The organism is Microbacterium sp. Marseille-Q6965 (assembly GCF_946151065.1).
In the GTDB taxonomy this organism is placed as follows: domain Bacteria; phylum Actinomycetota; class Actinomycetes; order Actinomycetales; family Microbacteriaceae; genus Microbacterium.
The window spans coordinates 35,177-57,284 of record NZ_CAMGZA010000003.1 but is presented as its reverse complement, the minus strand read 5'-3'; the positions used below and the strand labels follow the sequence as shown (position 1 = coordinate 57,284).

Here is a 22,108-nt window from a genome sequence, read left to right as displayed (position 1 = left end):
GTCGGTCGTCCAATGGGGGAGTACAACCAATGAACACGTCGACCTCGCGTTCGTTCCGCGCGCCGCGCGGCCTTCGCGCGATCGCCGCCGCGGCCACCGCGATCATCGTGACGGCGGGCAGCGTGCTCGTCGCGACGCCCGCCGTGGCCGCGACCGTCTACGAGATTTCCGGCCGGTGGGCGGAGAACGCGCCCAGCGTGGTGGCCTCCGGCGACGTCGTGACCGCGGAATGGCGCGTCAACGTCAACGATGACGCCGCCGCTCCCGCCAACGAGCCGGTCGACAACGTCACCTTCGAGGTGACCATCCCCCGCGGCGCCTTCAGCGCCCTCCCCGACGCCTGCCTCGTCACCGGTGTGACCCCGGCGTCGAGCATCTCGCCCGACGGCAAGACGCTCGTCTGCAACCTCGGGACCCAGGACCAGGGGACGGCTCACGTCGTGCAGACTCCCATCCGGGCCGACGGCCAGAGCGGGGACCGGATCGACGCCGTCGCCACCATCGGTGACGAGACGGCGGATGTTCCCTTCATCACCATCGAGAACCCGTTCGCGATGGACATGGTCTGGCAGACGCCCACCAGCGGCATCGGGTGGGCCGACAACTATGTGGACATCGACGTCCAGTGGACGCTGTTCACACAGGCCGGCAGCGACCCTGGGCCCGATTCGGTGAGTTACCGCCTTGACGTCACCAATCCGGTGGGCGCGGAGATCCGAGTGGGACCTCAGGCGTGTTCGCCGTTCACGACGGGCGGCGCGACGGGGCACCCGTGGTCCGGCGCTGGTCACCCTGCGGAGCAGACGGCTCCGTTCGTGGACGGCTGCTCGCTGACGCGCAACGCCGACGGGTCCTTCACCCTCACGCTGACCGGGATCGACTACTCGCGTCTGCAGGTGCCCACGCGGGACTCGGTGGGGCGCGCGCTTCCGGCGAACCGCGAGGCGGTGGCCAGCGGCACGGTGTGGTTCCGCTTCATGAGCGGTGCGAACAACAGCATGACGCTCACCTCGAGCGCGCCCACGTACCAGTCCCCGTCGGGGGCCACGTCGACGGACGACCCGTCGAACAACACCTCGAACAAGGTCTGGACGCGTGGCGGCTGGTCCAACGCCTGGCAGCCTGAGTTCACGGGCATCCAGGTGCCCTCGTGGTGGAGCAACGAGTTCCGCGTCTCGCCGGGCCGGACGGTGCAGTCCACGACCACCGCCGAGTGGGCCTCATCCAACCCGGCCACGGTGTTCGGCCAGTGCCAGATCCTCGACACCCGCTACGTCGACTTCGTGTGGGCGGAGATCAGTCACGGCTGGGGCGGGGCTTCGCTGCCTGGCGTGGCGCTCGAGTACTACGTCGGGTCGGCGGTCACCGTCGATCCGGCCAGCGGGAGCTACGACCCGAACGCGTTCCGGTGCGACCAGGACCCCGCGGGCTGGACCACGACGCCCGCAGCCGGCCAGACCGTGAAGGCCGTGCGCGCTCTCTATCCCTTCTCGGCGATGACCGGCAACCCGAGATCGAGCCTGAACGTCCGCCACATGATCAAGCCGACCGCGCCGGTCGGGACGGACGTATGGGAGTGGGGTGCCGCCTACGTCAACGGGGCGTGGCAGTACCCGGCCCGCAGCATGAACCCCGCCGAGCCCACCAGGTGGGGGCCGTTGACGCCGGGTAAGCGGTACCCGTACGCCGAAAGTGGTCGCGACGTCCTGTACGTCATCGGCGTGACCCCAGCGGTCACGAAGTCCGTCGACCGTTCCTCGGTCAAGCCGGGCGTCCCGGCGACCTACACGCTCACCTACAGCGCGAACGGCACCGGAGCCATCGACCCGACGGTCGATGACTTCGGGCTCGTGGACACGCTGCCCGCGGGCATGACGTACGTTCCCGGATCGGCCAACCCCGCGCCGACCGTGACGACGAACGGGTCCGGGCAGCAGGTGTTGACCTGGGACCTCGACGGCGTGCCCACGAACGCGCTGCAGACCCTGACCTACCAGGCGGTCGCCGCGGCCGACGTGACGCCGGGCGCCGCGCTGACCAACAGCGTGGTCGCGTCGGTGGAGGGCGAGTCGTCGACACCGGCGACCGCGCAGGTCACCGTCTCGACCAACGGCTTCACCTCGATCGCAAAGAGCACGGACCGGTGGTTCATCGCGAACCCGGACGGCGACGGCTCGGGCGAGTCGGGTTCGTGGACGGTGACGTTGCGGTCGGAGGACCCGCTGCCGCAGGCGTTCACGGACACGATCGACATTCTCCCGTACGAGGGCGACGGGCGAGGCACCGACTTCGAGGGCACGTATGACGTGACCGGGGTGGACGTGCCGGCGGGGGCGACGGTGTATTACACGACCGACGCCCCGGCGACGCTGTCGGATGACCCGTCGGACCGCAGCAACGGACCTGCGCCGGGCACGGTGGACCCGGCCCGATGGAGCACCGCGCCGGTGGCGAACCCGACCGCGATCCGCGTGATTGGCGGCGAGCTGGCGCCGGGGGCGACCTTCGCTTTCACGGTGCACATCCAGCCCGAGGGTGCGGAGCCGGGGGACGTGTACGTGAACCGGGCGCAGGCCATCGCGGAGCACACCGAGCTGGTGATGCGCACGTCCGAGCCCCTCACGATGGGCGCGATGTACTCGGTGTCGCTGAAGAAGTACGTGCAGGACCGTGACGGCAACTGGGTCGATGCGAACGATGCGGCCGAGTACCCGTCGTTCCGACCGGGCGAGACGGTGAACTACCGGATCGTGGTGACCAACACCGGCCAGGGCACCCTGCGCGACCTGGTGGTGACGGACGACAAGCAGCCGGAGCTGGGGTCGTTCGAGATCGCCGAGCTGTTGCCGGGTGAGGACAACGCCCACGTCGAGGAGTACTCGATCGTGCTCGAGGAGGGCGGTCTCGACACGGTGGTGAACAACGCGTGCGTGAACGTGTCCACGCTGCCGGCCGACATGATCGGCGAGGTTCAGGAGAGCTGCGACCCGGCCGGTTTCGAGGTGGACGGCGACCCGACGCACGAGAAGACGCTGCTGTCGGCCACACCGATCGGCAACGGCCAGTGGGAGGTCGTCTACGGCATCGACGTGACGAACACGTCGGCGCACCCCACGTCGTACGACCTTGCGGACACGCTGCGTTTCACCCCGGAGGCGACGATCGTGTCGGCCCAGGTGACCGATTCGCCGGCGGGCGTGACGCTGGCCACGCCGGCGTGGAACGGTCAGGGAGAGGCCGCGATCGCGCAGAACGTGCCGCTGCTCGGCAACGACGACCCCGGCTACGCCGCGCATCACTATGAGCTCACGGTGATCGCCGAGGTGCCATTGCAGGTGCCGGGGGCGGGAGCGAACCCGGATTCGACGTCGTGCCCGGGTGACGGGTCCGACGCCGAGCAGGGCTTCAACAACACCTCACAGCTGACCGATGCTCGTGGCGGCGTCGAGGACGACCAGGCGTGCGCCCCGATCCCCTCGATCGACATCGACAAGGGCGTGTCGGCGGGCCCGGTGCCCAACGGCGACGGCACCTGGACGGTGACGTACGACATCGTCGCGACGAACGACGGCGCCTTCGACGGCACCTACCGGGTGACCGACCGCATGACCGCCGACGGCGACCTCGAGGTCGTCTCCGGCTCGGTCACCACGGCACCGGCGGGCGTGACGCCGAACGCGTCGTGGACGGGCCTGGGCGCGGAGGGCGCCGACGAGAACGTCATCGCCTCGGGCGTGACGCTCCCGGCTGGCGCGTCGCACACGTACCGGGTCGAGGTGATCATCGGGATCGCCGACGGCGTGACCGGCGTGCCCGTGGTCACGTCGTGCGCGGCCGATCCCAACGAGAGCGGCGGCCTGTCGAACGCGGCGGGCATCGAGCACAACGATCTGACCGACGAGGCCGAGGCGTGCGTGACGATCGCCTACGTCACGGTCGACAAGACGATCAGCGACGGCCCGACGCCGAACGGCGACGGCACCTACACGATCGTGTACGACATCGTCGCGGAGAACGTCGGCGGCGGCGCGGGCGAGTACGACCTGTACGACCGCCTGCGTTACGGTGCGGGCATCGACATCATCTCGGCCGACGTGGTCACCACGCCGGGCGGCGTGACGGCAGAAGGGTCGTGGACGGGCAGGGGACCGGACGACGACTCGCCGGAGAACCTCGTCGCCGAGAACGTGCCCCTCGCCGCGGGCGGCCTTCACACCTACCAGGTGGAGGTTGTCGTCGAGACGGACGAGGCCACGGTCGACCCGAACGAGCTGCGGTGCCCCGCCCCGGGCAGTGGTGACAACGGCGGCCTGGCGAACTCGGCCAGCGTCGACCACAACGGCATCATCGCCCAGGATGAGGACTGCGCCTCGCTGCCGCTGATCGACGTGGACAAGGAGATCAGCGACGGCCCGACGCCGAACGGCGACGGCACGTGGACGATCACGTACGATCTCGTCGCCACCAACACCGGCGGCGCGGCGGGCGACTACGACGTGCGCGACCAGCTGCGCTACGGCGACGGCATCGTCGTCGAGTCCGCGACGGTGAGCACCGCGCCGGTGGGCGTCACGCCTGAGGCCGGATGGACCGGCCAGGGCGCGGACCTGCGCGACGCGGAGAACCTCGTCGCGGGGGGCATCGAGCTGGAGGCCGGCGGCACCCACACCTACCAGGTGCAGGTGGTGGTCTCCATGGACCGCGACGTCGTGACGCCGGAGGACCTGGCGTGCCCGGCTCCGGGTTCGGGCGATCGGGGTGGCCTGGCCAACACGGTCGAACTCGAGCACAACGGCGAGACCCGTGACGACGAGGACTGCGCTCCGCTGCCGCTGATCGACACCACCAAGTCCCTCTCGGGCGCGGTGACGCCGGTCGACGGTCAGGACGGCGTGTACGACGTGACGTACGAGATCACGGCGATCAACCGTGGTCCGGGCGCCGGATCGTACGACCTGGATGACACGCTCGCTCCGGGCGACGGCGTGACGATCGTCGGCATCGAGCAGGTCGTGACGGATGCGCCGGACCCGGTCGGCATCAACTCCGGCTTCGACGGCCTGGGCGATGTCCGCATCGTGACCGGCCAGCCGATCGACGGCGCGACGGGTGCCCCGGTGGTGCACACCTACACCGTGACGGTCCGCTATGCGGTCGATCTGTCCGACGTGGAGATCCGCGACACCGAAAGCTGCACCACCGGTGACGGCTCGACGGTGCCCGGTGGGCTGAACAACGTCGCGACGGTCGGATGGAACGGCATCGAAGAGTCAGACGATGAGTGCGTGCGCCCGGGCAAGCCGACGCTCGACAAGTCGCTGGTTTCGGCGAAGCCGGTCGGTGACGGGAAGTGGGAGGTCGTCTACGACCTGACGGTCGGCAACGTCGGCACGGAGGCGACGACCTATGACCTGGACGACGAGTTCCTGTTCGCTCCGGTCATCACGGTCGACTCGGTCGCCGTGGACGGGCCGGACGGTGTGACGGTGAACCCCGGGTTCGACGGTGACGCCGACCAGGTGATCGCGACCGACGTGTCGATCGCGGGTCTGGATGACGACGGGTATGCCCCGCACATCTACCGGGTCGCCGTGGTTGCGAACGTGCCGCTGCACTTCGATGCCGCGGAGCCCGACGGCACCGGCGCGCCGGGTTGCACGATGGCTCCGGGTGGGAACTTCATCGAACAGGGGCTGAACAACGCCGCGACGTTGACGGATGAGACCGGTGGCACCCAGACCGACACGGACTGCGCGCCGCTGCCCTCGATCGAGATCGACAAGGCGATGGACGGCGACCCGGTGGCCGGGGAGGACGGCCTGTGGACGGTCCGCTACGTGGTGACGGCCACGAACGATGGTGCCGCTGCGGGTGAGTACGACCTGGTCGACCGCCTGCGGTACGGGGCGGGGCTGGAGGTCCGCTCGGCGGTCGTGATCGATGCGCCGGAGGGTGTGACGCCGTCGAGCTCGTGGACCGGTCGGGGTGAGGACGGTTCGGATGAGAACGTCGTCGCCGCGGACGTGGCTCTGGGTGCGGGGGTGACGCACACCTATCGGGTGAGTGTGACGGCGGTGCTGGACACCGACGCGGCGGACGCGTCGACGCTGGCGTGCCCGAAGCCGGGCTCGGGTGAGCCGGGCGGTTTCGCGAACACAGCGGGTCTGGCTCACAACGGCCTGTCGGATGCGGCCGGCGCGTGCGCGGTGCCGGAGTGGCCGGAGGACGTCCCGTCGCCGCTGGAGCGCACCGGCGCGACGATCGCGGCAGGGGTGATCGGCGCCGCGGTGCTGCTGCTCCTGCTCGGCGGCGGCCTGCTGATCGCCCGCCGACGCCGCATCGCCGCCGCGTAAGCACGCGACCGGGGGCCGCCCGCACACCACGCGGGCGGCCCCTCGCCATACGCGCGCGGCTACGCTGAACCGGTGACCGACGCGACGCCCGAGCCCAGCCGCGAGTTCACGACGCACGGCGTGGGGCCCTGGCCGGGGGAGTGGCCGGAGGGGGACCAGTACGACCCCGAGCTGCTGGCCCACGGCGACAGCCGTAACGTGATCGACCGCTACCGCTACTGGACGATGGAGGCGATCGTCGCCGACCTCGATGCGCGGCGCCATCCGTTCCACGTGGCGATCGAGAACTGGCAGCACGACATGAACATCGGCTCGATCGTCCGCAGCGCCAACGCGTTCCTCGCCGACACGGTGCACATCATCGGTCGGCGGCGCTGGAACCGCCGTGGCGCGATGGTGACCGATCGCTATCAGCACGTCGTGCACCATCCCGACGTCGCGACCTTCGCCGAGTGGGCAGCGCGGGAGGCCATCCCGATCGTCGCCGTCGACAATGTCGGCGAGGCCGTGCCCGTCGACCGCGCCGAGCTGCCCGAGCGGTGCGTGCTGCTGTTCGGCCAGGAGGGGCCGGGGCTGTCACCCGAGGCCCTCGCGGCGGCGTCGAGCCACATCGAGATCACCCAGTACGGCTCCACGCGCTCGATCAACGCCAGCGCCGCGGCGGCGGTCGTCATGTACGAGTGGGCCCGGCGTTACGCCGGAGGCGCGCCCGCCCCGGGAAGGTAACCGAACGGATCGACCGCGGCGCCGGCCACGCGCACCTCGAAGTGCAGGTGGGGCCCGAAGCTTCGACCCGTGTTCCCCACCGCCCCGACGATCTCGCCGGGCTCGACCCAGTCCCCCACCCGGACCGCGCGGCTCCCGGAGACGAGGTGCGCGTAAAGCGTGCGCACCCCGTCGGCGTGTTCGATGACCACCATGACGCCGTAGCCGGGGGCGGACTCCTCCGAGGCCACGACGATCCCCGGTGCCGCCGCCCGCGCGGGAGTGCCCTCGGCCGCGGCGATGTCGATGCCCGCATGCGCCCCTCCCCGGGTGCCGAAGGTGTCGGTGATCGTGCCCATCGCGACCGGCCAGGTCCACCCCATGGCCGCCACCATCGGATCGCCGGCGCGCGGCAGGTCGTCGACCGAGTACGGCTCGCCCGCCGCCACGGCGGCGCGGATCGCCTTCAGGCGTTCGAGCTCGGCCGCGGCCTCCATCGCTCGGTGCAGGGCGCGGACCTCCGCGACCGTCGTGGCGCCGTAGTCGCTCGCGGTCAGTACCGGCGAAGCGGGTCGGCTCGGAGCGACGTACGCCTGGGCATCGGTGTCGACGGGGATCGGAGCCGCGACGACGCGGGTGCGGTCGCCGATGGCCACGATTCCCGCGAGCGAGCCGCTGGCCGCGGCCGCGACGATCGCGAGGGCGAGGCCCGCGTCCACGCACACCCGCCGGATCGCGCGCCCGTGCCGCGCGCGGACGCGCGCGTCTCGGAGGCCTCTGCGTGACGTCGGCATGGCGATCCGTTCCATGCTCCCGCCGCGGCCGGCGTCTCGCTAGAGGGGGAGCGCGACGGATCGGTCCGCGCCGGCGCGCGAATCGGGCGGGCCGCACCCGGGGCGTCAGGCCTCCTGATGCAGCCACTCCGTGCCCCGCACGCGGCGGTGCAGGGTCCAGAAGCGCATGCCCATGAGGATGACGAAGAAGCCGGCCGCGATGAGCGCCAGGCCCCACGATCCCGTCGGCCGCAACCACCACACCACCGCGAGGTACGGCAGGAAAGGCACGAGGTTGATCGCGCCCGCGAGCGCGAGGTAGCGGGCGTCGTTCGCGCCCATGAGCACGCCGTCGAGCACGTAGACGGCGCCGGCGAGCGGCTGCATCACGCCCATGAGCACGAGCGCGGGCACGAGCAGCGCCGCCACGTCGGCGTCACCCGTGAAGAGCAGGCCGATCACGCCCGAGAGCGCCGCGATGACGGCGCCGCACAGCACGCCGAACCACGCGCCCCACGCCAGGGTGCGCGCGAGCACGCCGCGCACATGCTCCTCATCGCCCTCGCCGAGGGAGCGGCCGATGAGCGCCTGCGCTGCGATCGCGAGGGCATCGAGGGCGAAGGCGGCGGTGGACGAGATGGTGAACACGATCTGCCACCCGGCCAGCTCGTCCGTGCCGAGCGCGGTCGCGGCGCTGACCGTCGCGAGCAGGCTGACCCGCAGGCTCACGGTGCGCAGGAACATCCAGCCGCCCGACCGCGCCGATCCCCGCACGCCCTCGCGCTGCGGGCGGATCGAGGCGTGGTGGCGCGCGGCGAGGCGACCGATCACGAGCGCGTACGCGGCCACCATGCCCCACTGGGCGGCGACGGTGCCGGCGGCCGAGCCCGCGATCCCCCATCCGAGCCCGTACATGAACAGCCAGTTCAGCAGCGCGTTGGCGGCGAAGCCGGCCGTGGCCACCCACAGCGGGATGACCGTGTTCTGCATACCGCGCAGCAGACCGGTCGCCGCGAACACGATGAGCATCGCCGGCAGCCCCCACATCGAGATGCCGAGGTAGGTCTCGGCCTGCGCCGAGACGGCGGCGTTCGCCCCGAACAGACCGACGAGGAGGGGAGTGGCCAAGTACCCGGCGACGGCGAGCACCGCGCCGATCCCCAGGGCGAGCCACATGCCGTCGATGCCCACCGACACGGCGCCACGAAGATCGCCGGCGCCGAATCGGCGCGCGACGGCGGGGGTCGTGGAGTAGGCGAGGAAGATCATCAGCCCCACGATCGTCTGCAGCACTGCCGAGGCGATGCCCAGTCCGGCCAGCGGCGTCACGCCCAGGTGCCCGACCATCACCGAGTCGGTGATGAGGAAGATCGGCTCGGCGATGAGGGCGCCCAGCGCGGGCACGGCGAGCCGCAGGATGTCACGGTTCAGCGATCGCCGGGTGCCGGGTTGTGCCACCCCTCGAGCCTAGGGCGTGCCGGAAAGCGGGGTCGCCGTCACGGCGCGCACGAACCGGTCGACACCGGCGCGTCCGCGGGGCCGACCGCGCCCAGCACGGGCTCGAGCTCGGCCGTCGTCATGGCGTACCCGATGCCGGGGTTCGCCTCGTCGCGCGCGAAGACGACGCCGGCGACCTCGCCATCCGGCGTGAGCAGCGGCCCGCCCGAGTTGCCGGGGCGCACCTCGGCGGCCAGCGCGTAGGTGTCGCGGGCCGTGGGGGGCCCGCCGTAGATGTCGGCGATCTCCACGGGCCCCACCGACATCACGGTTCCCGCCCGCGTCTGGAAGGGCCCGCCGTAGGGATACCCCAGCACCGCGGCCTCCGCGCCGATGCCGAGCGGTGTGGTGACGGTGAGCGGTTCGGCCGCAACGTCGGCGGAGATCACCGCAAGGTCGTCGACGGGGTCGAAGTACACCACGCGTCCATCGACGGCCGGGCGATCGGGCAGCTCGACGACGACCGATTCCACGCCCGCGACGACGTGCGCGTTCGTGACGACGAGGTCCTCGGCCACGACGAACCCGGATCCCGTCGATCCCGTGCCGCACGCGTACGCGACGCCCGAGATGCGGGCGACGGACGCGGCGGCGGCCGCGAGGGCGGGATCGTCGACGTCGAGGTCGGGAGAGGGCAGGACGGTGGTCGGATCGATGATCCCGCCGATGGTCGGAAGGGCGTCCTCGACCACCGCCGAGCGCAGCCGCGCGAGGGCTTCGGCCACGGGATCCGGCGTGAGCCGGTTGATCGTGCGCAAGACTCCCGACGAGGCGACGGCCGCGGAGACGACGGGGATGCCGGCGGTCGCGACAACCGATCCCGCCAGTGCCGCCGCCAGCGTGGCGGCGACCGCTCCGGCCAGGCCCCCGAGCAGGCGATCCAGCGCGCCCACCCTCATCCGGTCGGCCCCGCGCCGCAGCATGGCCCCGATCGCGGTTCCGATGGCGCAGCCCACGGCCAGCAGCGCGATCACGGTCGCGAGCAGCGCCGCGCCGCGCCAAGCCGGTTCGGGCACCGCCCGGCTCGCCAGCGGGGCGAGCCAGGGCGACAGCAGGGCGCCCGCGGCGATACCGGCCCAGGCGCCGAGGCCGGTGAACAATCCGACGCGCAGGCCGCTGAGCAGCGCGACGACGATCACCGCGATCACGATCACGTCCACCACGAGCATCAGCCGCCTCCTGCCTCTATCGTGCCGCAGATGGCCCGAGGCGGCCGGTGAGAGCGCGGAAAGACCGGCCGCCGCCCGCGCACAGCCCGACCCTACGATGGACCCATGACTGAACCCTCCGGCATCGCCATCGACGAACTCGACCCGAACGTCCGCCCGCAGGACGACCTGTACCGGCACGTGAACGGCTCGTGGATCGCGCGCACGGAGATCCCGGAGGACAAGGCCCGCTGGGGTTCGTTCCACCTGCTGGCCGAGCAGGCCGAGAAGCAGGTGCGCGACATCATCGAGGAGGCCCAGGCGGCTGAGCCGGGCACGGAGACGCGCAAGATCGGCGACCTGTACGCGTCGTTCATGGACACCGAGCGCATCGCACAGCTCGGCACCGCGCCGCTCGCCGATCGTCTCGCCGAGGTCGACGCGATCGCCGACGTCCCCGCCTTTCTGGAGGCGGTGGGGCGGCTGGACCGCGCTGGCGTCGCGGCGATCGTGGGCATGTACGTCGCGCCCGACAAGGGTGACCCCGACCGTTACATCGCATACCTGTTGCAGGCGGGACTCTCGCTGCCGGACGAGAGCTATTACCGTCTCGACAGCTTCGAGGAGGTGCGCGCGGCGTTCCGCACGCACGCGGAGCGTCTGCTCGCGCTGGCCGGTCTCGGCGACGCGGCGGGCCAGGCGGAGCGCCTCTTCGCGCTCGAGACCGAGCTCGCGGGGCACCACTGGGACACGGTGCGCAGCCGCGACGCCGTCGCGACCTACAACCTCAAGACGTGGGCCGAGACCCAGCAGCTCGCCGGTCTCGATCTGCAGCCGTGGCTCGAGGCCGTGGCCCCCGACCCCGCGGGATTCGCCGAGGTGGTCGTCTCGCAGCCGTCGTACCTGGAGGGGCTCGGAGCGCTGCTCGTGACCGAGCGGCTCGACGACTGGAAGGCGTGGCTGCGCTATCGCGTCGTGCGGGCGGCGGCGCCGTACCTCACCGACGAGTTCGTCGACGAGAACTTCTCCTTCTACGGCACCACCCTCACCGGTGTGCCGGCGAACCGCGAGCGGTGGAAGCGCGGCGTCTCGCTCGTGGAGGGATCGATGGGCGAGGCCGTGGGCAAGGTGTACGTCGAGCGGCACTTCCCGCCCGCGGCCAAGGCCGCGATGGACGAGCTCGTCGCGAATCTCATCGAGGCGTATCGCCAGAGCATCACGGCACTGGAGTGGATGAGCCCCGCAACGCGCGAGAAGGCGCTCGCCAAGCTCGAGGCGTTCACGCCGAAGATCGGGTACCCCGTGAGGTGGCGCGACTACACGGCTCTCGAGATCGACGCCGGCGATCTGCTCGGAAACGTGCAGCGCGCCGCCGCGTTCGAGCACGATCGGGAGCTCGGCAAGCTCGGCAAGCCGATCGATCGCGACGAGTGGCTCATGACGCCGCAGACCGTGAACGCCTACTACAACCCCACGATGAACGAGATCGTGTTCCCGGCGGCCATCCTGCAGTACCCGTTCTTCGACGCCGGGCGCGATGCCGCCGCGAACTACGGCGGCATCGGGGCCGTGATCGGTCACGAGATCGGCCACGGCTTCGACGACCAGGGATCGCAGTACGACGGGGCGGGGGCCCTGCGCAACTGGTGGACGGACGAGGACCGCGCGGCCTTCGAGGAGCGGACGAAGAGCCTCATCGCGCAGTACGACGAGCTGACCCCGGAGGGCCTCGACGCACAGACGCATCGCGTGAACGGCGCGCTGACGATCGGCGAGAACATCGGTGACCTCGGCGGCCTCGGCATCGCTCTCAAGGCCTATGCGCTGTCGCTCGACGGCGGTGAGGCGCCCGAGATCGACGGCCTCACCGGCGTGCAGCGGGTGCTCCTGTCGTGGGCGCAGTGCTGGCAGCAGAAGAGCCGCGAGGCCGAGGCGATCCGACTCCTCACGATCGATCCCCATGCGCCGGCCGAGTTCCGGTGCAACCAGATCGTGCGCAACATCGACGCGTTCTACGACGCGTTCGACGTGACCGAGTCGGACGCTCTGTGGCTGGCGCCTGACAGGCGTGTGACGATCTGGTGACGTCTTCTCCGCCCGTCGCGCTCAGCGCGGCGGGCGGATTAGTCTTCTACTGGATCGGCGCGTGAGGTCGCGCGCACGCGCGTGAGCGCACGGGGCCGGGGCGATGAGCTCCATGGGCCCGACCGCCGGGCAGCGCGCGGATCCTCCCCCACCCCTCGTCCCCGGAGGAATCGTGGCCGTCGAGCCCGATCATGACACCGCGTCGAGACGACGCGCCCGCGACGGGCGCGCTCGCGTCGTGCGCCGGGGCCGCAGCGGCGTCTTCGCCGGCACGATGGCGGCCCTCGACGACCTGGCCTCGTCCGGCGCGCAGGTGTCCATCCACATCACCGACCTCGACCGCGGATCGGTCGTGCTGTCGGGCGACGACTACGTCACCCTCCCCGTGGCCGGTGTCGGCGTCGTGCCGGTCCTCGTGGAGGCCGCGGCGCGGTTCGACGAGCAGACGCTCGACCCGTTCGCCCTCGTCGAGCGATCCTCGCTCGACCGCGTCGGGGTGGCGGGGATCTGGCGCCATCTGGCGGTGCCGACCCTGCCGCTGGGCGACCTCGTCGTCCTCGCGGCCAGCACGGGCGACGCCTTCGCGGTCAACGCACTGCTCGACGCGGTCGGCCTCGAGTCGGTCACGCGCCGGCTCGTGGAGCTCGGGATGCCGCGCTCGGCCGTGCTCGACCGCTTCCGCGACGAGCGGGGCCCGGACGACGCGCCGCACTTCGCGCTCGGCACCACGCGCGAGTACGCGAAGCTCTTCTCCGATCTGGTGAACGGGCGGGTCGTGAACGCGCGCGTGAGCGCGCAGGTCGCGGAGTGGCTGACGCTCGGCTACGACCTCACCCTCGTGGGTGCCGCCACCAACCTCGATCCGTTCGCGCACGACGACGATCGCCACGGTCTGCTGTTCCTCAACCGCACGGGTCGGAACAACGACGGCGTCCGCTCGGAGGCCGGCGTGATCGCCGGTCCGGGCGCCGGCGTGGCCTACGCGCTCACCGTGTGCTTCGACGATCTGTCGCCCATGCACCGTGACCGGGGGCACCGCGTCTTCCGCACGCTCGGCGCGGAGTTGATGGAGTTCGTGCACTGACACCGCGGGCCGACGCTCCGCGGATCGCCGGCCGGGTGGCACCGCCTCGTCCCCCGGAAGCCGAGGGTGACGACCCGGGGATCAGAAGACGATGGTGTGGTTGCCGTGTCGGATGACGCGGTTTTGGGCGTGCCAGAGGACGGCGCGGGAGAGGACGGCGCGTTCGACGTCGGCGCCGCGGCGTTGGAGGTCGGCGGCGGTTTCGGCGTGGCTGACGCGGACGACGTCTTGCTCGATGATGGGGCCTTCGTCGAGTTCTTCGGTGACGTAGTGGGCGGTGGCGCCGATGAGTTTGACGCCGCGTTCTTTGGCTTTGCGGTAGGGGGCGGCGCCGATGAAGGCGGGCAGGAAGGAGTGGTGGATGTTGATGACGGGCACGCCGAGCTTTTCGAGGAAGTCGTTGGAGATGACCTGCATGTAGCGGGCGAGGACGACGAAGTCGACGTTGCCGGTCAGCAGCGCCAGGATGGCCGCTTCGGACTGGCTCTTGTCGGGGCCTTCCTGGGAGGGAACGTGGAAGAACGGCACCCCGAAGGAGCGGACGTCGTCGGCGACGTTGGTGTGGTTGGAGATGACCATGGGGATCGTCACGGGCAGTTCGCCGCGGCGGTGGCGCCAGAGCAGGTCGAGTAGGCAGTGGTCGCTCTTGGAGGCCAGGATGGCCATTCGTTTGGGGGTGGACATGTCGTCGATGTGCCAGGACATGCCCCGTGTGCCGAGGGTGCGGGCGAGGTCGTCGCGGATCTCGGGGAGCGCGGCGACGAGGTCGGGGCGGTGGAACACGACTCGTTGGAAGAAGTCGCCGCCCTCGGGGTCGCTGGAGTACTGGTCCAGGGAGGTGATGTTCCCCTGGTTGCGGGAGATCAGCGCGGCGACCTCCGCGACGATTCCCTGCTGATCCGGTCCGTGCACGATCAGGCACGCGTGATCGACGAGCGACTCGATGGTCTCGGGCATGCGTCTATTCTGGCCGCTCACGCCGCGGCCGCGCGTCGCACCCCTCCCCGCCGGTCCCGGCGTCGGGATCCGCGACGGGTTGCCGTGCGGAATGTCATACGACATGATATTCCTGGACATGCACGGCCCCCGCCCTGCCCCCCTGCACAACGATGTGGAGAACGCAATGAAGCTCAGCACCACGCTCGGACTGGTGGCGATCGCCGGTGTGTCGCTCGCCCTCGCCTCCTGCGGCTCGGCAGGCGCCCCCGACCAGGGCGCCGGCGATGCACCGGCAGACGAGGCCGTGAACACGGACGCGCCCGCCTACGACCTGCTCCCCGAGGCGATCAAGGACAAGGGTGTCATCACGATCGCCGGCGACACCCACCCTCCGTACCGCACCATCGAGGAGAACGGCGACATCACGGGCATCGACCCCGACATCCAGGCCGCCCTCTCCGAGCAGCTCGGTGTGCCGTTCGAGATCAGCACCTCGTCCGGGCTCGACGCCATGCTCACCGGCATGCTCTCCGGCCGGTACGACGCCTTCAACGGCCCGGTGCGCACCACCCCCGAGCGGGAGGCCGACTTCGACACCGTGGTGTGGATGACCACGCGCACGTCGTACCTGTACCTCGCCGAGCGCTCCGACGAGCTCAGCGAGCCCGAGGACCTGTGCGGCGCCCGTGTCGCCGGCGTGACGGGCTCGGTCACCGAGAGCCAGCTGGAGCGGTACAGCGAATGGTGTGCGGCGGAGGGCCTCGAGGCCCCCGAGTTCATCGGGCTGGAAGACACGAACTCGACGTTCCTCGCGCTCAACTCCGACCGTGCCGACTATGCGGGCACCACCCAGACGGCCGCCAAGGACGTGCAGGTCGCCGAGCCCGACCGCTACGAGTACCTCGTGCAGGGCGACGAGCAGGGCGCGGGCATCGACCTGCTCGCCATGTTCATGCCCAAGAGCAATGAGCTCGCCCCCGCCATGTTCGCCGCGTTCGAGGGCATCTTCGACAACGGCGAGTACGAGCGGATCATGACCGAGTGGGAGCTCACCGACGTCATGGTCGAGGAGCCGCAGCTGAACCCGATGACCGCCGGATGAGCACCTCGGAGGCCACCCGCATGAGCACCGTCCCTGCCGCCGACGCGGCGCCCACCGTCGACGTCGCGAACGCGCGGGCCCGCCTGCGCCCCGGGCGGCTCATCGGCGGCGCCGTGCTGCTGCTGGTCACGGTGGGCATCCTGTGGTTCTTCGTGAGCAACGAGCGCTTCGAATGGAACGTCGTCGCCGAGTACCTGTTCAACCCGAGCGTGCTGCTCGGGCTGGGCATGAGCATCATGCTCACGATCATCGGCATGGTGCTCGGCTCGGTGCTCGGCACGGTGCTCGCGGCGGGTCAGCTGTCGGACTTCTGGCCGGTCAAGGCCGCGTCGATCGTGTTCGTGGGCGTCTTCCGCGGGATCCCGCCGCTCGTCCAGCTCATCTTCTGGTTCAACCTCGCGTATCTGCTGCCTCGCATCACCGTGGGCGTGCCGTTCGGCCCCGAGCTGTTCAGCTGGTCGACGAACGACCTCATCACGCCGCTGACCGCGGCGATCATCGGCCTGTCGCTTCACGAGGCGGCCTACATGGCCGAGATCATCCGTGCCGGCATCCTGTCGGTGGACCAGGGCCAGCGCGACGCGGCCGCGGCGATGGGCTTCGGGCGCTGGCACACGTTCAGCCGCATCGTGCTGCCTCAGGCCATGCGCGTGATCATCCCGCCGACCGGATCGCAGGTGATCGCCCTGCTCAAGGGCACGTCGCTCGTCAGCGTCATCGCCATGGGCGACCTCCTGCACGCCGTGCAGGTCATCTACAACCGCACCTACGAGGTGGTGCCGATGCTCATCGTCGCCGTCGTCTGGTACCTCGTCGTGGTCACGGCGCTCACGCTCGTGCAGCGCCGCGTCGAGGAGCACTTCGGCCGCGGGACCGCGCGCATCGCGGCCCGGCGGCCCATCCGCAAGGCGAAGGAGGCCCGCTGATGGCCGAGCAATCCGGACTGATCGTGACCCCGGAGGTCGTCGACGAGGTGCCCGTGCTCGAGGTGCGTGGGCTGCGCAAGCAGTTCGGCGACCACACGGCGCTCGACGGGGTCGACCTGCGGGTCTACGAGGGCGAGGTCGTGGCGATCCTCGGTCCCTCCGGGTCGGGCAAGTCGACGCTGGTGCGCTGCATCGACCAACTCGAGTCGATCGACGGCGGCGCGATGTTCCTCGACGGTGAGCTGCTCGGCTACGAGGAGATCCGCGGGCACCTGCGGCCGCTCGCCGACGCCGGCCGGAAGCGCCAACAGCGCCGCATGAGTATGGTCTTCCAGCAGTTCAACCTCTTCCCGCACTGGACGGTGCTGCGCAATGTCACCGAGGCCATGACCGTGGTGCACGGCGTGCCCGCGGCGGCGGCGCGCCAGCGCGCGATCGAGCTGCTCACGCGCGTGGGCCTGGCCGAGAAGGCGGACGCCTACCCGCGTCACCTGTCGGGCGGGCAGCAGCAGCGCGTGGCGATCGCGCGCAGCGTGGCGGTGGACCCGCGGATCCTCTTCTTCGACGAGCCGACCAGCTCTCTCGACCCGGAGCTCGTCGACGAGGTGCTGCAGACGATGAAGGAGCTGGCGTCGACCGGACGCACCATGGTCGTCGTGACGCACGAGCTCGAGTTCGCGCGCAACGTCGCGGACCGCTGCGTGTTCATGTCGGCGGGCCGGATCATCGAGGACCGCCCCGCGGACGACTTCTTCGAGGACCCGCGCTCCGAGCGGCTCAAGGCCTTTCTCGCCCGCGCGGGCGGTCGCTCGCCGGCCGAGGTCGAGTGATGACGCGCGTCCTCGCGACGGGCGACCTGGTCCTCGAACGCGCGGACAGCGCCCCGCTGCTCGCCCCCGCGCTCGGCGCGCTCGCCACCGCCGACGTTCTCATCGGGCAGCTCGAGGTGCCGCACACCGAGGCGACCGTCTCCATGTCGACCGACGTGCCCGCCCTGCCCGCCCCGCCCTCCGCGCTGGACGGCGTCGCCGCAGCCGGGTTCGACGTGCTCACCCTGGCCGGGAACCACGTCTTCGACTTCGGCGGCCCCGGCATCGCCGACACGCGGGCGCACTGCCTGGCCCGCGGGATGGCCGTCGCGGGAGCCGGCGCCACGCTCGCCGAGGCGTGGCGGCCCGCGATCGTGGAGGCCGAGGGCCACAGGGTCGCCGTCCTCAGCGTGAACTGCGTCGGCCCGCGGGAATCGTGGGCCGGCACCGACAAGCCCGGCTGCGCGTATGTCGAGGTGATCACCCACTACGAACCCCGCGGGGCGAACCCCGGCGGGCCGCCGCGCGTCTACACGTTCGCCGAGCCGCGCAGCCTTGCACGACTCACCGACGAGGTCGCGGGCCTCGCCGCCGGTGGGGCGACGGTCCTCGTGGCCCTGCACAAGGGCCTCGTGCACCAGCCGGTCGACATCGCGGCGTACGAGTACGAGGTCGCGCACGCGGCGATCGACGCCGGCGCGGCGGCGGTCATCGGGCATCACGCGCACATCCTGAAGGGTGTCGAGGTCTATCGCCGCCGGCCGATCTTCCACGGGCTCGGCAATTTCGCCACCGTGACCAGCGCGCTCGCGGGTGACGACGACGACACGCCGGAGCGCCGGGCGTGGGCCCGGGAGCGGCGCCGGCTGTTCGGCTTCGAGCCCGACCCGGCGATGCCGGACTACCCCTTCCACCCCGAGAGCCGCCACACGGCCATCGCCGTGATGGATCTGGATGACGACGGCGGCGTGACGGCATCGCTGATTCCCTGCTGGATCGACGACCAGGCCCGCCCCGTGCCGCTGACCCGCGCGGACGGCGGCGAACGGGTGGCCGAGTACATCCGCGGCATCAGCCGCGACGCCGCGCTGGCGACCGAATACGACTGGGCGGGCGACCGCCTCACCATCCGCATCGAGGAGACCGCATGAGCACCGCACCCCTGGCCGGCAAGACCGTCATCGACCTGACGACGGCCCTCGCCGGTCCCTACGCGACGCTGCTGCTGGCGGGCCTCGGGGCGCGGGTGATCAAGGTCGAGAATCCGACGCGCGGCGGCGATTCGTCGCGCAACAACTCGCCGTACGTCACGGCCGACGGCCTGAGCCTGCGCCGCACCTCGCCCGACGACATGTCGGTCTCGATGATGCTCCGCGGTCGCGGCAAGGAGTCGATCACCCTCAACCTCAAGCACCCCGAGAGCCGCGAGGTGCTGTTCGACCTCATCCGCGACGCCGACATCGTGGTCGAGAACTACAGCGCCGGCGTCACCAAGCGGTTGGGCATCGACTACGCGTCGGTGCGCGGCCTGAACGAGCGGCTCGTCTACACGTCGATCAGCGGCTTCGGCGCGACCGGCGACCACGGCGACCGCAAGGCGATGGACACGATCATCCAGGCGCTCAGCGGCGTCATGATGACGGCGGGCGAGCCGGGCGACCCGCCCGTGCGGTTCGGGCTGCCGGTCGGCGACCTCGTCGCCCCCCTCTTTGCCGTCATCGGCACCCTCGCCGCGGTGCTGCAGGCGGACCGCACCGGCGAGGGCCAGCACGTGGACGTGTCGATGCTGGGTGCGCTCACTTCGCTCGTGGCGTGCGAGCCGTTCGACGCGCTCGAGTCGGTCGGGTTCCCGCTGCGCACCGGCGCGTACGTGCCGCGGCTCGCGCCGTTCGGCACGTTCCGTGCCGCGGACGGGTGGTTCGCCATCTGCGCGCCGACCGACCAGTTCGCCGCCGGCGTGCTGCGGGCGATCGACCGCGCGCACCTGCTCGAGACCCCCGACTTCGCCACGCGCGACGCGCGGGTCGCGAACGCGGATCGGCTGCACGGCCTCATCGCCGGCTGGGCCGCCGAGCGCTCCCTCGCCGAGGTCCTCGAGGCGCTCGATGCGCACGGGGCGCCGGCGGCGCCCGTCCGATCCACCGCCGAGGCGGTGCGCGATCCCCAGGTGACCGGCCGCGGCGAGGTCGTGCCGCTCGTGCACCCCCGCTACGGGCACTTCGAGGGCCTCTACGGCGCGGGGCTGCCCATGGTGTTCTCGCGCAGCGAGGTCGGTCTCGACAAGCCGGCACCCGGCCTGGGGGAGAACACCGAATCGGTGCTGCGCGGCGTCGGCTACGACGACGACCGGATCGCGCAGCTGCGCGCCGACGGAGTGCTGTGACCGAGGCGCCGCGGATCGGGATCGTCGGGGCGGACGTGCCGCGGCAGCTGGTGCTCGCGGCCGGCGCGACGCCGGTGCGCCTGCTCGGCTCGTGGTCGGGGGCGTACGCGCCCGAGACGGCCGAGCTGCCCGGCGCCGTCGACGCCGTCGCCTGTCGCATCCTCGATGCGCTGCTGGCGGGGGCCCATGACGATCTGGCGGGGCTGATCGTCTGCAACGACTCGGCGGCGAACCTGCGCGTCTTCTACGTGCTGCGCGTCCTCGCCGAGCGAGGCCGGGTGCCCTTTCCCGTGCACCTGCTCGATGCGCCCCGCGGGGGCGGTGCGCCGCGGGATCGTTTCGTCATCCGGCAGTACGAGCGACTCGTCCGCTTCGTCGTCTCCCTCACCGGTCGCCCGGCGGAGGGCGCGGCCCTGCGCGACGCCGCGGAACGGGAGGTCGCGGTGGGCGCCGCGCTGGCTCGGATGCGCGACCGCCGCGCCGCCGGCCGCTGCAGTGGGCAGCTCGCGCTCGCGGCCTACCGCGCCGCCGCGACCCTCCCCCCGGAGCACGCCATCGCCGTCGTCGACGCGGCGGTGGACGCGGCCGCGGGCCACCCGATCTTCGTCACGGGCAGCGCGCACCCCGACGGGTCGGTGTACGCGGCGATCGAGTCGGCGGGACTGGTCGTGGCCGGCGAGGATCACGACACGGGAGACGCCGCGTGGATCGGCGACGCGGTCGCCACCGACGACGCGGGCGAGGCGATCGCGCGGCTGGCGGCGCACCATGCGCAGCGCCTGCCGCTGGCGGCCCGGTCCCGCTCGCGGGAGCGCGCCGACGCGCTCGCGCGTCGCCTCGATGCCGGAGCGCCCTCGGGCATCCTCGCGCTCGTGCGCGAGCTCGACGATGCGCCGGCCTGGGATCTGGCCGCCCAGCGTGCGCTCGCGGCGGCCCGCGGCATTCCGCTCGAGGAACGCGTGCGGATCGGGCCCGACGTGGCCCGCGGCGTGGCCGCGGACGCCGCCGGCGCCCTTGCTGGCCGCCTGACCGGGGAGGCCGCCCGATGAGCGCCGACCGTCTCTCCTCCGCGGTGGCTGCCACGCGACATCAGAAGGAGTGGTTCGCCGAAATCGCCGCGCGCGCCCGGAACGGGGAGCCGATCGCGATCGCGAACGCCGACGCTCCGCTCGAGATCCTGCGCGCCTTCGACATCCCCTACGTCGTCACGCAGTGGTGGTCGTCCATCATCGCGGCCAAGCAGCTCGGCCCTGCGGCGATGATGAAGGTCGCCCAGCGCGGACTGCCCGACTTCAGCCTGCAATACGACTCCATGCCGCTCGGCGAGCAGGACCTGCCCGCCGACCAGCGGCCCTGGGGCGGACTGCCGACACCGGCCTTCGCCGTCGCCGAGCGCAGCGGCGACGTGACGCAGAAGATCTTCGAGCAGTGGGGCGAGCGGCCCGGCACCGAGACGTTCCTGCTCTCCCGCACGGCGGCCGACCCCGTGCCGCCGAGGTGGTGGGAGCTCGTGCCGCACGACTGGGAGAGCGCCTTCGGCACCGACCGGCTCGACCTGCTGCAGGCCGAGATCGGCGAGCTCATCGAGTGGCTCGAGGAGCGCACCGGGCGGCGCTTCGACGTCGACCGGCTCGCGGAGATCATGCGGCTGGGCAACGAGCAGGCGGCCTGGAACCGCCGCACGCGCGACCTCATCGCCTCGGCGCGACCGACACCGGTCACCGTGAACGACACCATGCCGGCCGTGATGGCGCCGCAGTGGCACCGCGGCACCGCGTGGGGGGTGGACGCCGCCCGCGGCCTGTACGAGGAGGTCGCCGCCCGCGTCGACGCGGGCTTCGGGGTGTGCCCCGGCGAGCGGCGGCGGCTCATGTGGATCGGGCGCGGCCTCTGGTCGGATCTCGGCATGTATCAGCGCTTCCAGGAGGAGTTCGGCGCCGTGTTCGTGTGGTCGATGTACCTCGCGATCGCCGCCGACGGTTACCCGCGCTACGGCGATGACCCGGTACGCGCGCTGGCGGCGCGGTTCGTCGGGTTCACCGACCAGCTGTACGTGCCGCCCTGGTCGACGCAGTGGTACCTCAAGGAGGCGCTGTCGCACGGGGTCGACGGTGTCGTGCACCTCGTCGCCGACGACACCCCCGGAGGCGGGTTCATCACCGAGGCGCTCGAGGCCGCGGGGATCCCCGTGCTCGAGATCCGGGCGAACAACGCCGACGCGCGATCGAGCGCCGCCGCGCGCATCCCGGAGCGGATCGCGGAGTTCCTGCGCACGCGCGTGCCGGCGCGCGGCTGAGACGCGCG

15 protein-coding genes are annotated in these 22,108 nt (G+C 71.5%); 11 read left to right on the top strand and 4 right to left on the bottom strand.

Annotated elements, in window-relative coordinates:
* Positions 1-29: 29 nt before the first annotated feature.
* Together N8N77_RS09260 and N8N77_RS09255 are read left to right on the top strand one after the other, a co-directional pair.
* The gene (locus tag N8N77_RS09260; RefSeq protein WP_261166461.1) at positions 30-6,353 is read left to right on the top strand and encodes a DUF11 domain-containing protein; all 6,324 of its coding nucleotides are present in this window, start codon (positions 30-32) and stop codon (positions 6,351-6,353) included.
* Between the two features lie 72 nt (positions 6,354-6,425).
* Positions 6,426-7,079 (top strand): TrmH family RNA methyltransferase, encoded by a 654-nt coding sequence (locus N8N77_RS09255; RefSeq protein WP_261166459.1) that lies wholly within the window; start codon positions 6,426-6,428, stop codon positions 7,077-7,079.
* On the opposite strand, the gene N8N77_RS09250 is transcribed toward N8N77_RS09255, so the two are convergent.
* From N8N77_RS09250 to N8N77_RS09240, 3 genes are all read right to left on the bottom strand, one after another.
* Complete coding sequence (locus N8N77_RS09250; RefSeq protein ID WP_261166458.1) at positions 7,046-7,777, bottom strand: M23 family metallopeptidase; 732 nt, start codon at positions 7,775-7,777, stop codon at positions 7,046-7,048. The genes N8N77_RS09255 and N8N77_RS09250 overlap by 34 nt on opposite strands.
* A 180-nt stretch (positions 7,778-7,957) precedes the next feature.
* Positions 7,958-9,289, bottom strand: coding sequence for an MATE family efflux transporter (locus N8N77_RS09245; RefSeq protein WP_261166456.1), 1,332 nt, complete (start codon positions 9,287-9,289; stop codon positions 7,958-7,960).
* A 38-nt stretch (positions 9,290-9,327) separates the two neighbouring features.
* Entirely contained in the window at positions 9,328-10,497 is a 1,170-nt protein-coding gene (locus N8N77_RS09240; RefSeq protein WP_261166454.1) for a MarP family serine protease, read from the bottom strand.
* A gap of 105 nt (positions 10,498-10,602) precedes the next feature.
* On the opposite strand from N8N77_RS09240, the gene N8N77_RS09235 reads away from it, so the two are divergent.
* Positions 10,603-12,561, top strand: a complete 1,959-nt coding sequence (locus N8N77_RS09235) for a M13 family metallopeptidase (protein WP_261166452.1) — start codon at positions 10,603-10,605, stop codon at positions 12,559-12,561.
* A gap of 112 nt (positions 12,562-12,673) precedes the next feature.
* Positions 12,674-13,645, top strand: coding sequence for a class A beta-lactamase-related serine hydrolase (locus N8N77_RS09230; protein ID WP_261166451.1), 972 nt, complete (start codon positions 12,674-12,676; stop codon positions 13,643-13,645).
* Positions 13,646-13,726: 81 nt separating this feature from the next.
* Here the strand turns inward: N8N77_RS09230 and purU are convergent, their stop codons facing one another.
* Entirely contained in the window at positions 13,727-14,602 is an 876-nt protein-coding gene (purU, locus tag N8N77_RS09225; RefSeq protein ID WP_261166449.1) for a formyltetrahydrofolate deformylase, read from the bottom strand.
* A gap of 166 nt (positions 14,603-14,768) precedes the next feature.
* Here purU and N8N77_RS09220 point away from each other — a divergent pair, with 166 nt between their 5' ends.
* From N8N77_RS09220 to N8N77_RS09190, 7 genes are read left to right on the top strand one after another with little or no spacing between them, the layout of a single operon-like run.
* Positions 14,769-15,686, top strand: coding sequence for a transporter substrate-binding domain-containing protein (locus N8N77_RS09220; protein ID WP_261166447.1), 918 nt, complete (start codon positions 14,769-14,771; stop codon positions 15,684-15,686).
* Between the two features lie 20 nt (positions 15,687-15,706).
* Positions 15,707-16,612, top strand: coding sequence for an amino acid ABC transporter permease (locus tag N8N77_RS09215; RefSeq protein ID WP_261166445.1), 906 nt, complete (start codon positions 15,707-15,709; stop codon positions 16,610-16,612).
* Complete coding sequence (locus tag N8N77_RS09210; protein ID WP_314732523.1) at positions 16,612-17,442, top strand: amino acid ABC transporter ATP-binding protein; 831 nt, start codon at positions 16,612-16,614, stop codon at positions 17,440-17,442. Before N8N77_RS09215 ends, N8N77_RS09210 begins: the two co-directional genes overlap by 1 nt.
* Complete coding sequence (locus N8N77_RS09205; RefSeq protein WP_261166443.1) at positions 17,442-18,572, top strand: CapA family protein; 1,131 nt, start codon at positions 17,442-17,444, stop codon at positions 18,570-18,572. Before N8N77_RS09210 ends, N8N77_RS09205 begins: the two co-directional genes overlap by 1 nt.
* Entirely contained in the window at positions 18,569-19,804 is a 1,236-nt protein-coding gene (locus tag N8N77_RS09200; protein WP_261166442.1) for a CaiB/BaiF CoA-transferase family protein, read from the top strand. Before N8N77_RS09205 ends, N8N77_RS09200 begins: the two co-directional genes overlap by 4 nt.
* The gene (locus N8N77_RS09195) at positions 19,801-20,853 is read left to right on the top strand and encodes a 2-hydroxyacyl-CoA dehydratase family protein (protein ID WP_261166441.1); all 1,053 of its coding nucleotides are present in this window, start codon (positions 19,801-19,803) and stop codon (positions 20,851-20,853) included. Before N8N77_RS09200 ends, N8N77_RS09195 begins: the two co-directional genes overlap by 4 nt.
* Positions 20,850-22,100 carry a 2-hydroxyacyl-CoA dehydratase family protein gene (locus N8N77_RS09190; RefSeq protein ID WP_261166440.1) on the top strand — a complete coding sequence of 417 codons (1,251 nt, stop codon included), beginning with the start codon at positions 20,850-20,852 and terminating at the stop codon, positions 22,098-22,100. Before N8N77_RS09195 ends, N8N77_RS09190 begins: the two co-directional genes overlap by 4 nt.
* Positions 22,101-22,108 lie beyond the last annotated feature (8 nt).

Excerpts from the sequence above, each read along its gene's own strand:
- N8N77_RS09260 (WP_261166461.1), top strand. The coding sequence starts at position 30 with ATGAACACGTCGACCTCGCGTTCGTTCCGCGCGCCGCGCGGCCTTCGC.
- N8N77_RS09240 (WP_261166454.1), bottom strand. The coding sequence starts at position 10,497 with ATGCTCGTGGTGGACGTGATCGTGATCGCGGTGATCGTCGTCGCGCTG.
- N8N77_RS09235 (WP_261166452.1), top strand. The coding sequence starts at position 10,603 with ATGACTGAACCCTCCGGCATCGCCATCGACGAACTCGACCCGAACGTC.
- N8N77_RS09230 (WP_261166451.1), top strand. The coding sequence starts at position 12,674 with ATGGGCCCGACCGCCGGGCAGCGCGCGGATCCTCCCCCACCCCTCGTC.
- purU (WP_261166449.1), bottom strand. The coding sequence starts at position 14,602 with ATGCCCGAGACCATCGAGTCGCTCGTCGATCACGCGTGCCTGATCGTG.
- N8N77_RS09220 (WP_261166447.1), top strand. The coding sequence starts at position 14,769 with ATGAAGCTCAGCACCACGCTCGGACTGGTGGCGATCGCCGGTGTGTCG.
- N8N77_RS09215 (WP_261166445.1), top strand. The coding sequence starts at position 15,707 with ATGAGCACCGTCCCTGCCGCCGACGCGGCGCCCACCGTCGACGTCGCG.
- N8N77_RS09210 (WP_314732523.1), top strand. The coding sequence starts at position 16,612 with ATGGCCGAGCAATCCGGACTGATCGTGACCCCGGAGGTCGTCGACGAG.
- N8N77_RS09205 (WP_261166443.1), top strand. The coding sequence starts at position 17,442 with ATGACGCGCGTCCTCGCGACGGGCGACCTGGTCCTCGAACGCGCGGAC.
- N8N77_RS09200 (WP_261166442.1), top strand. The coding sequence starts at position 18,569 with ATGAGCACCGCACCCCTGGCCGGCAAGACCGTCATCGACCTGACGACG.
- N8N77_RS09190 (WP_261166440.1), top strand. The coding sequence starts at position 20,850 with ATGAGCGCCGACCGTCTCTCCTCCGCGGTGGCTGCCACGCGACATCAG.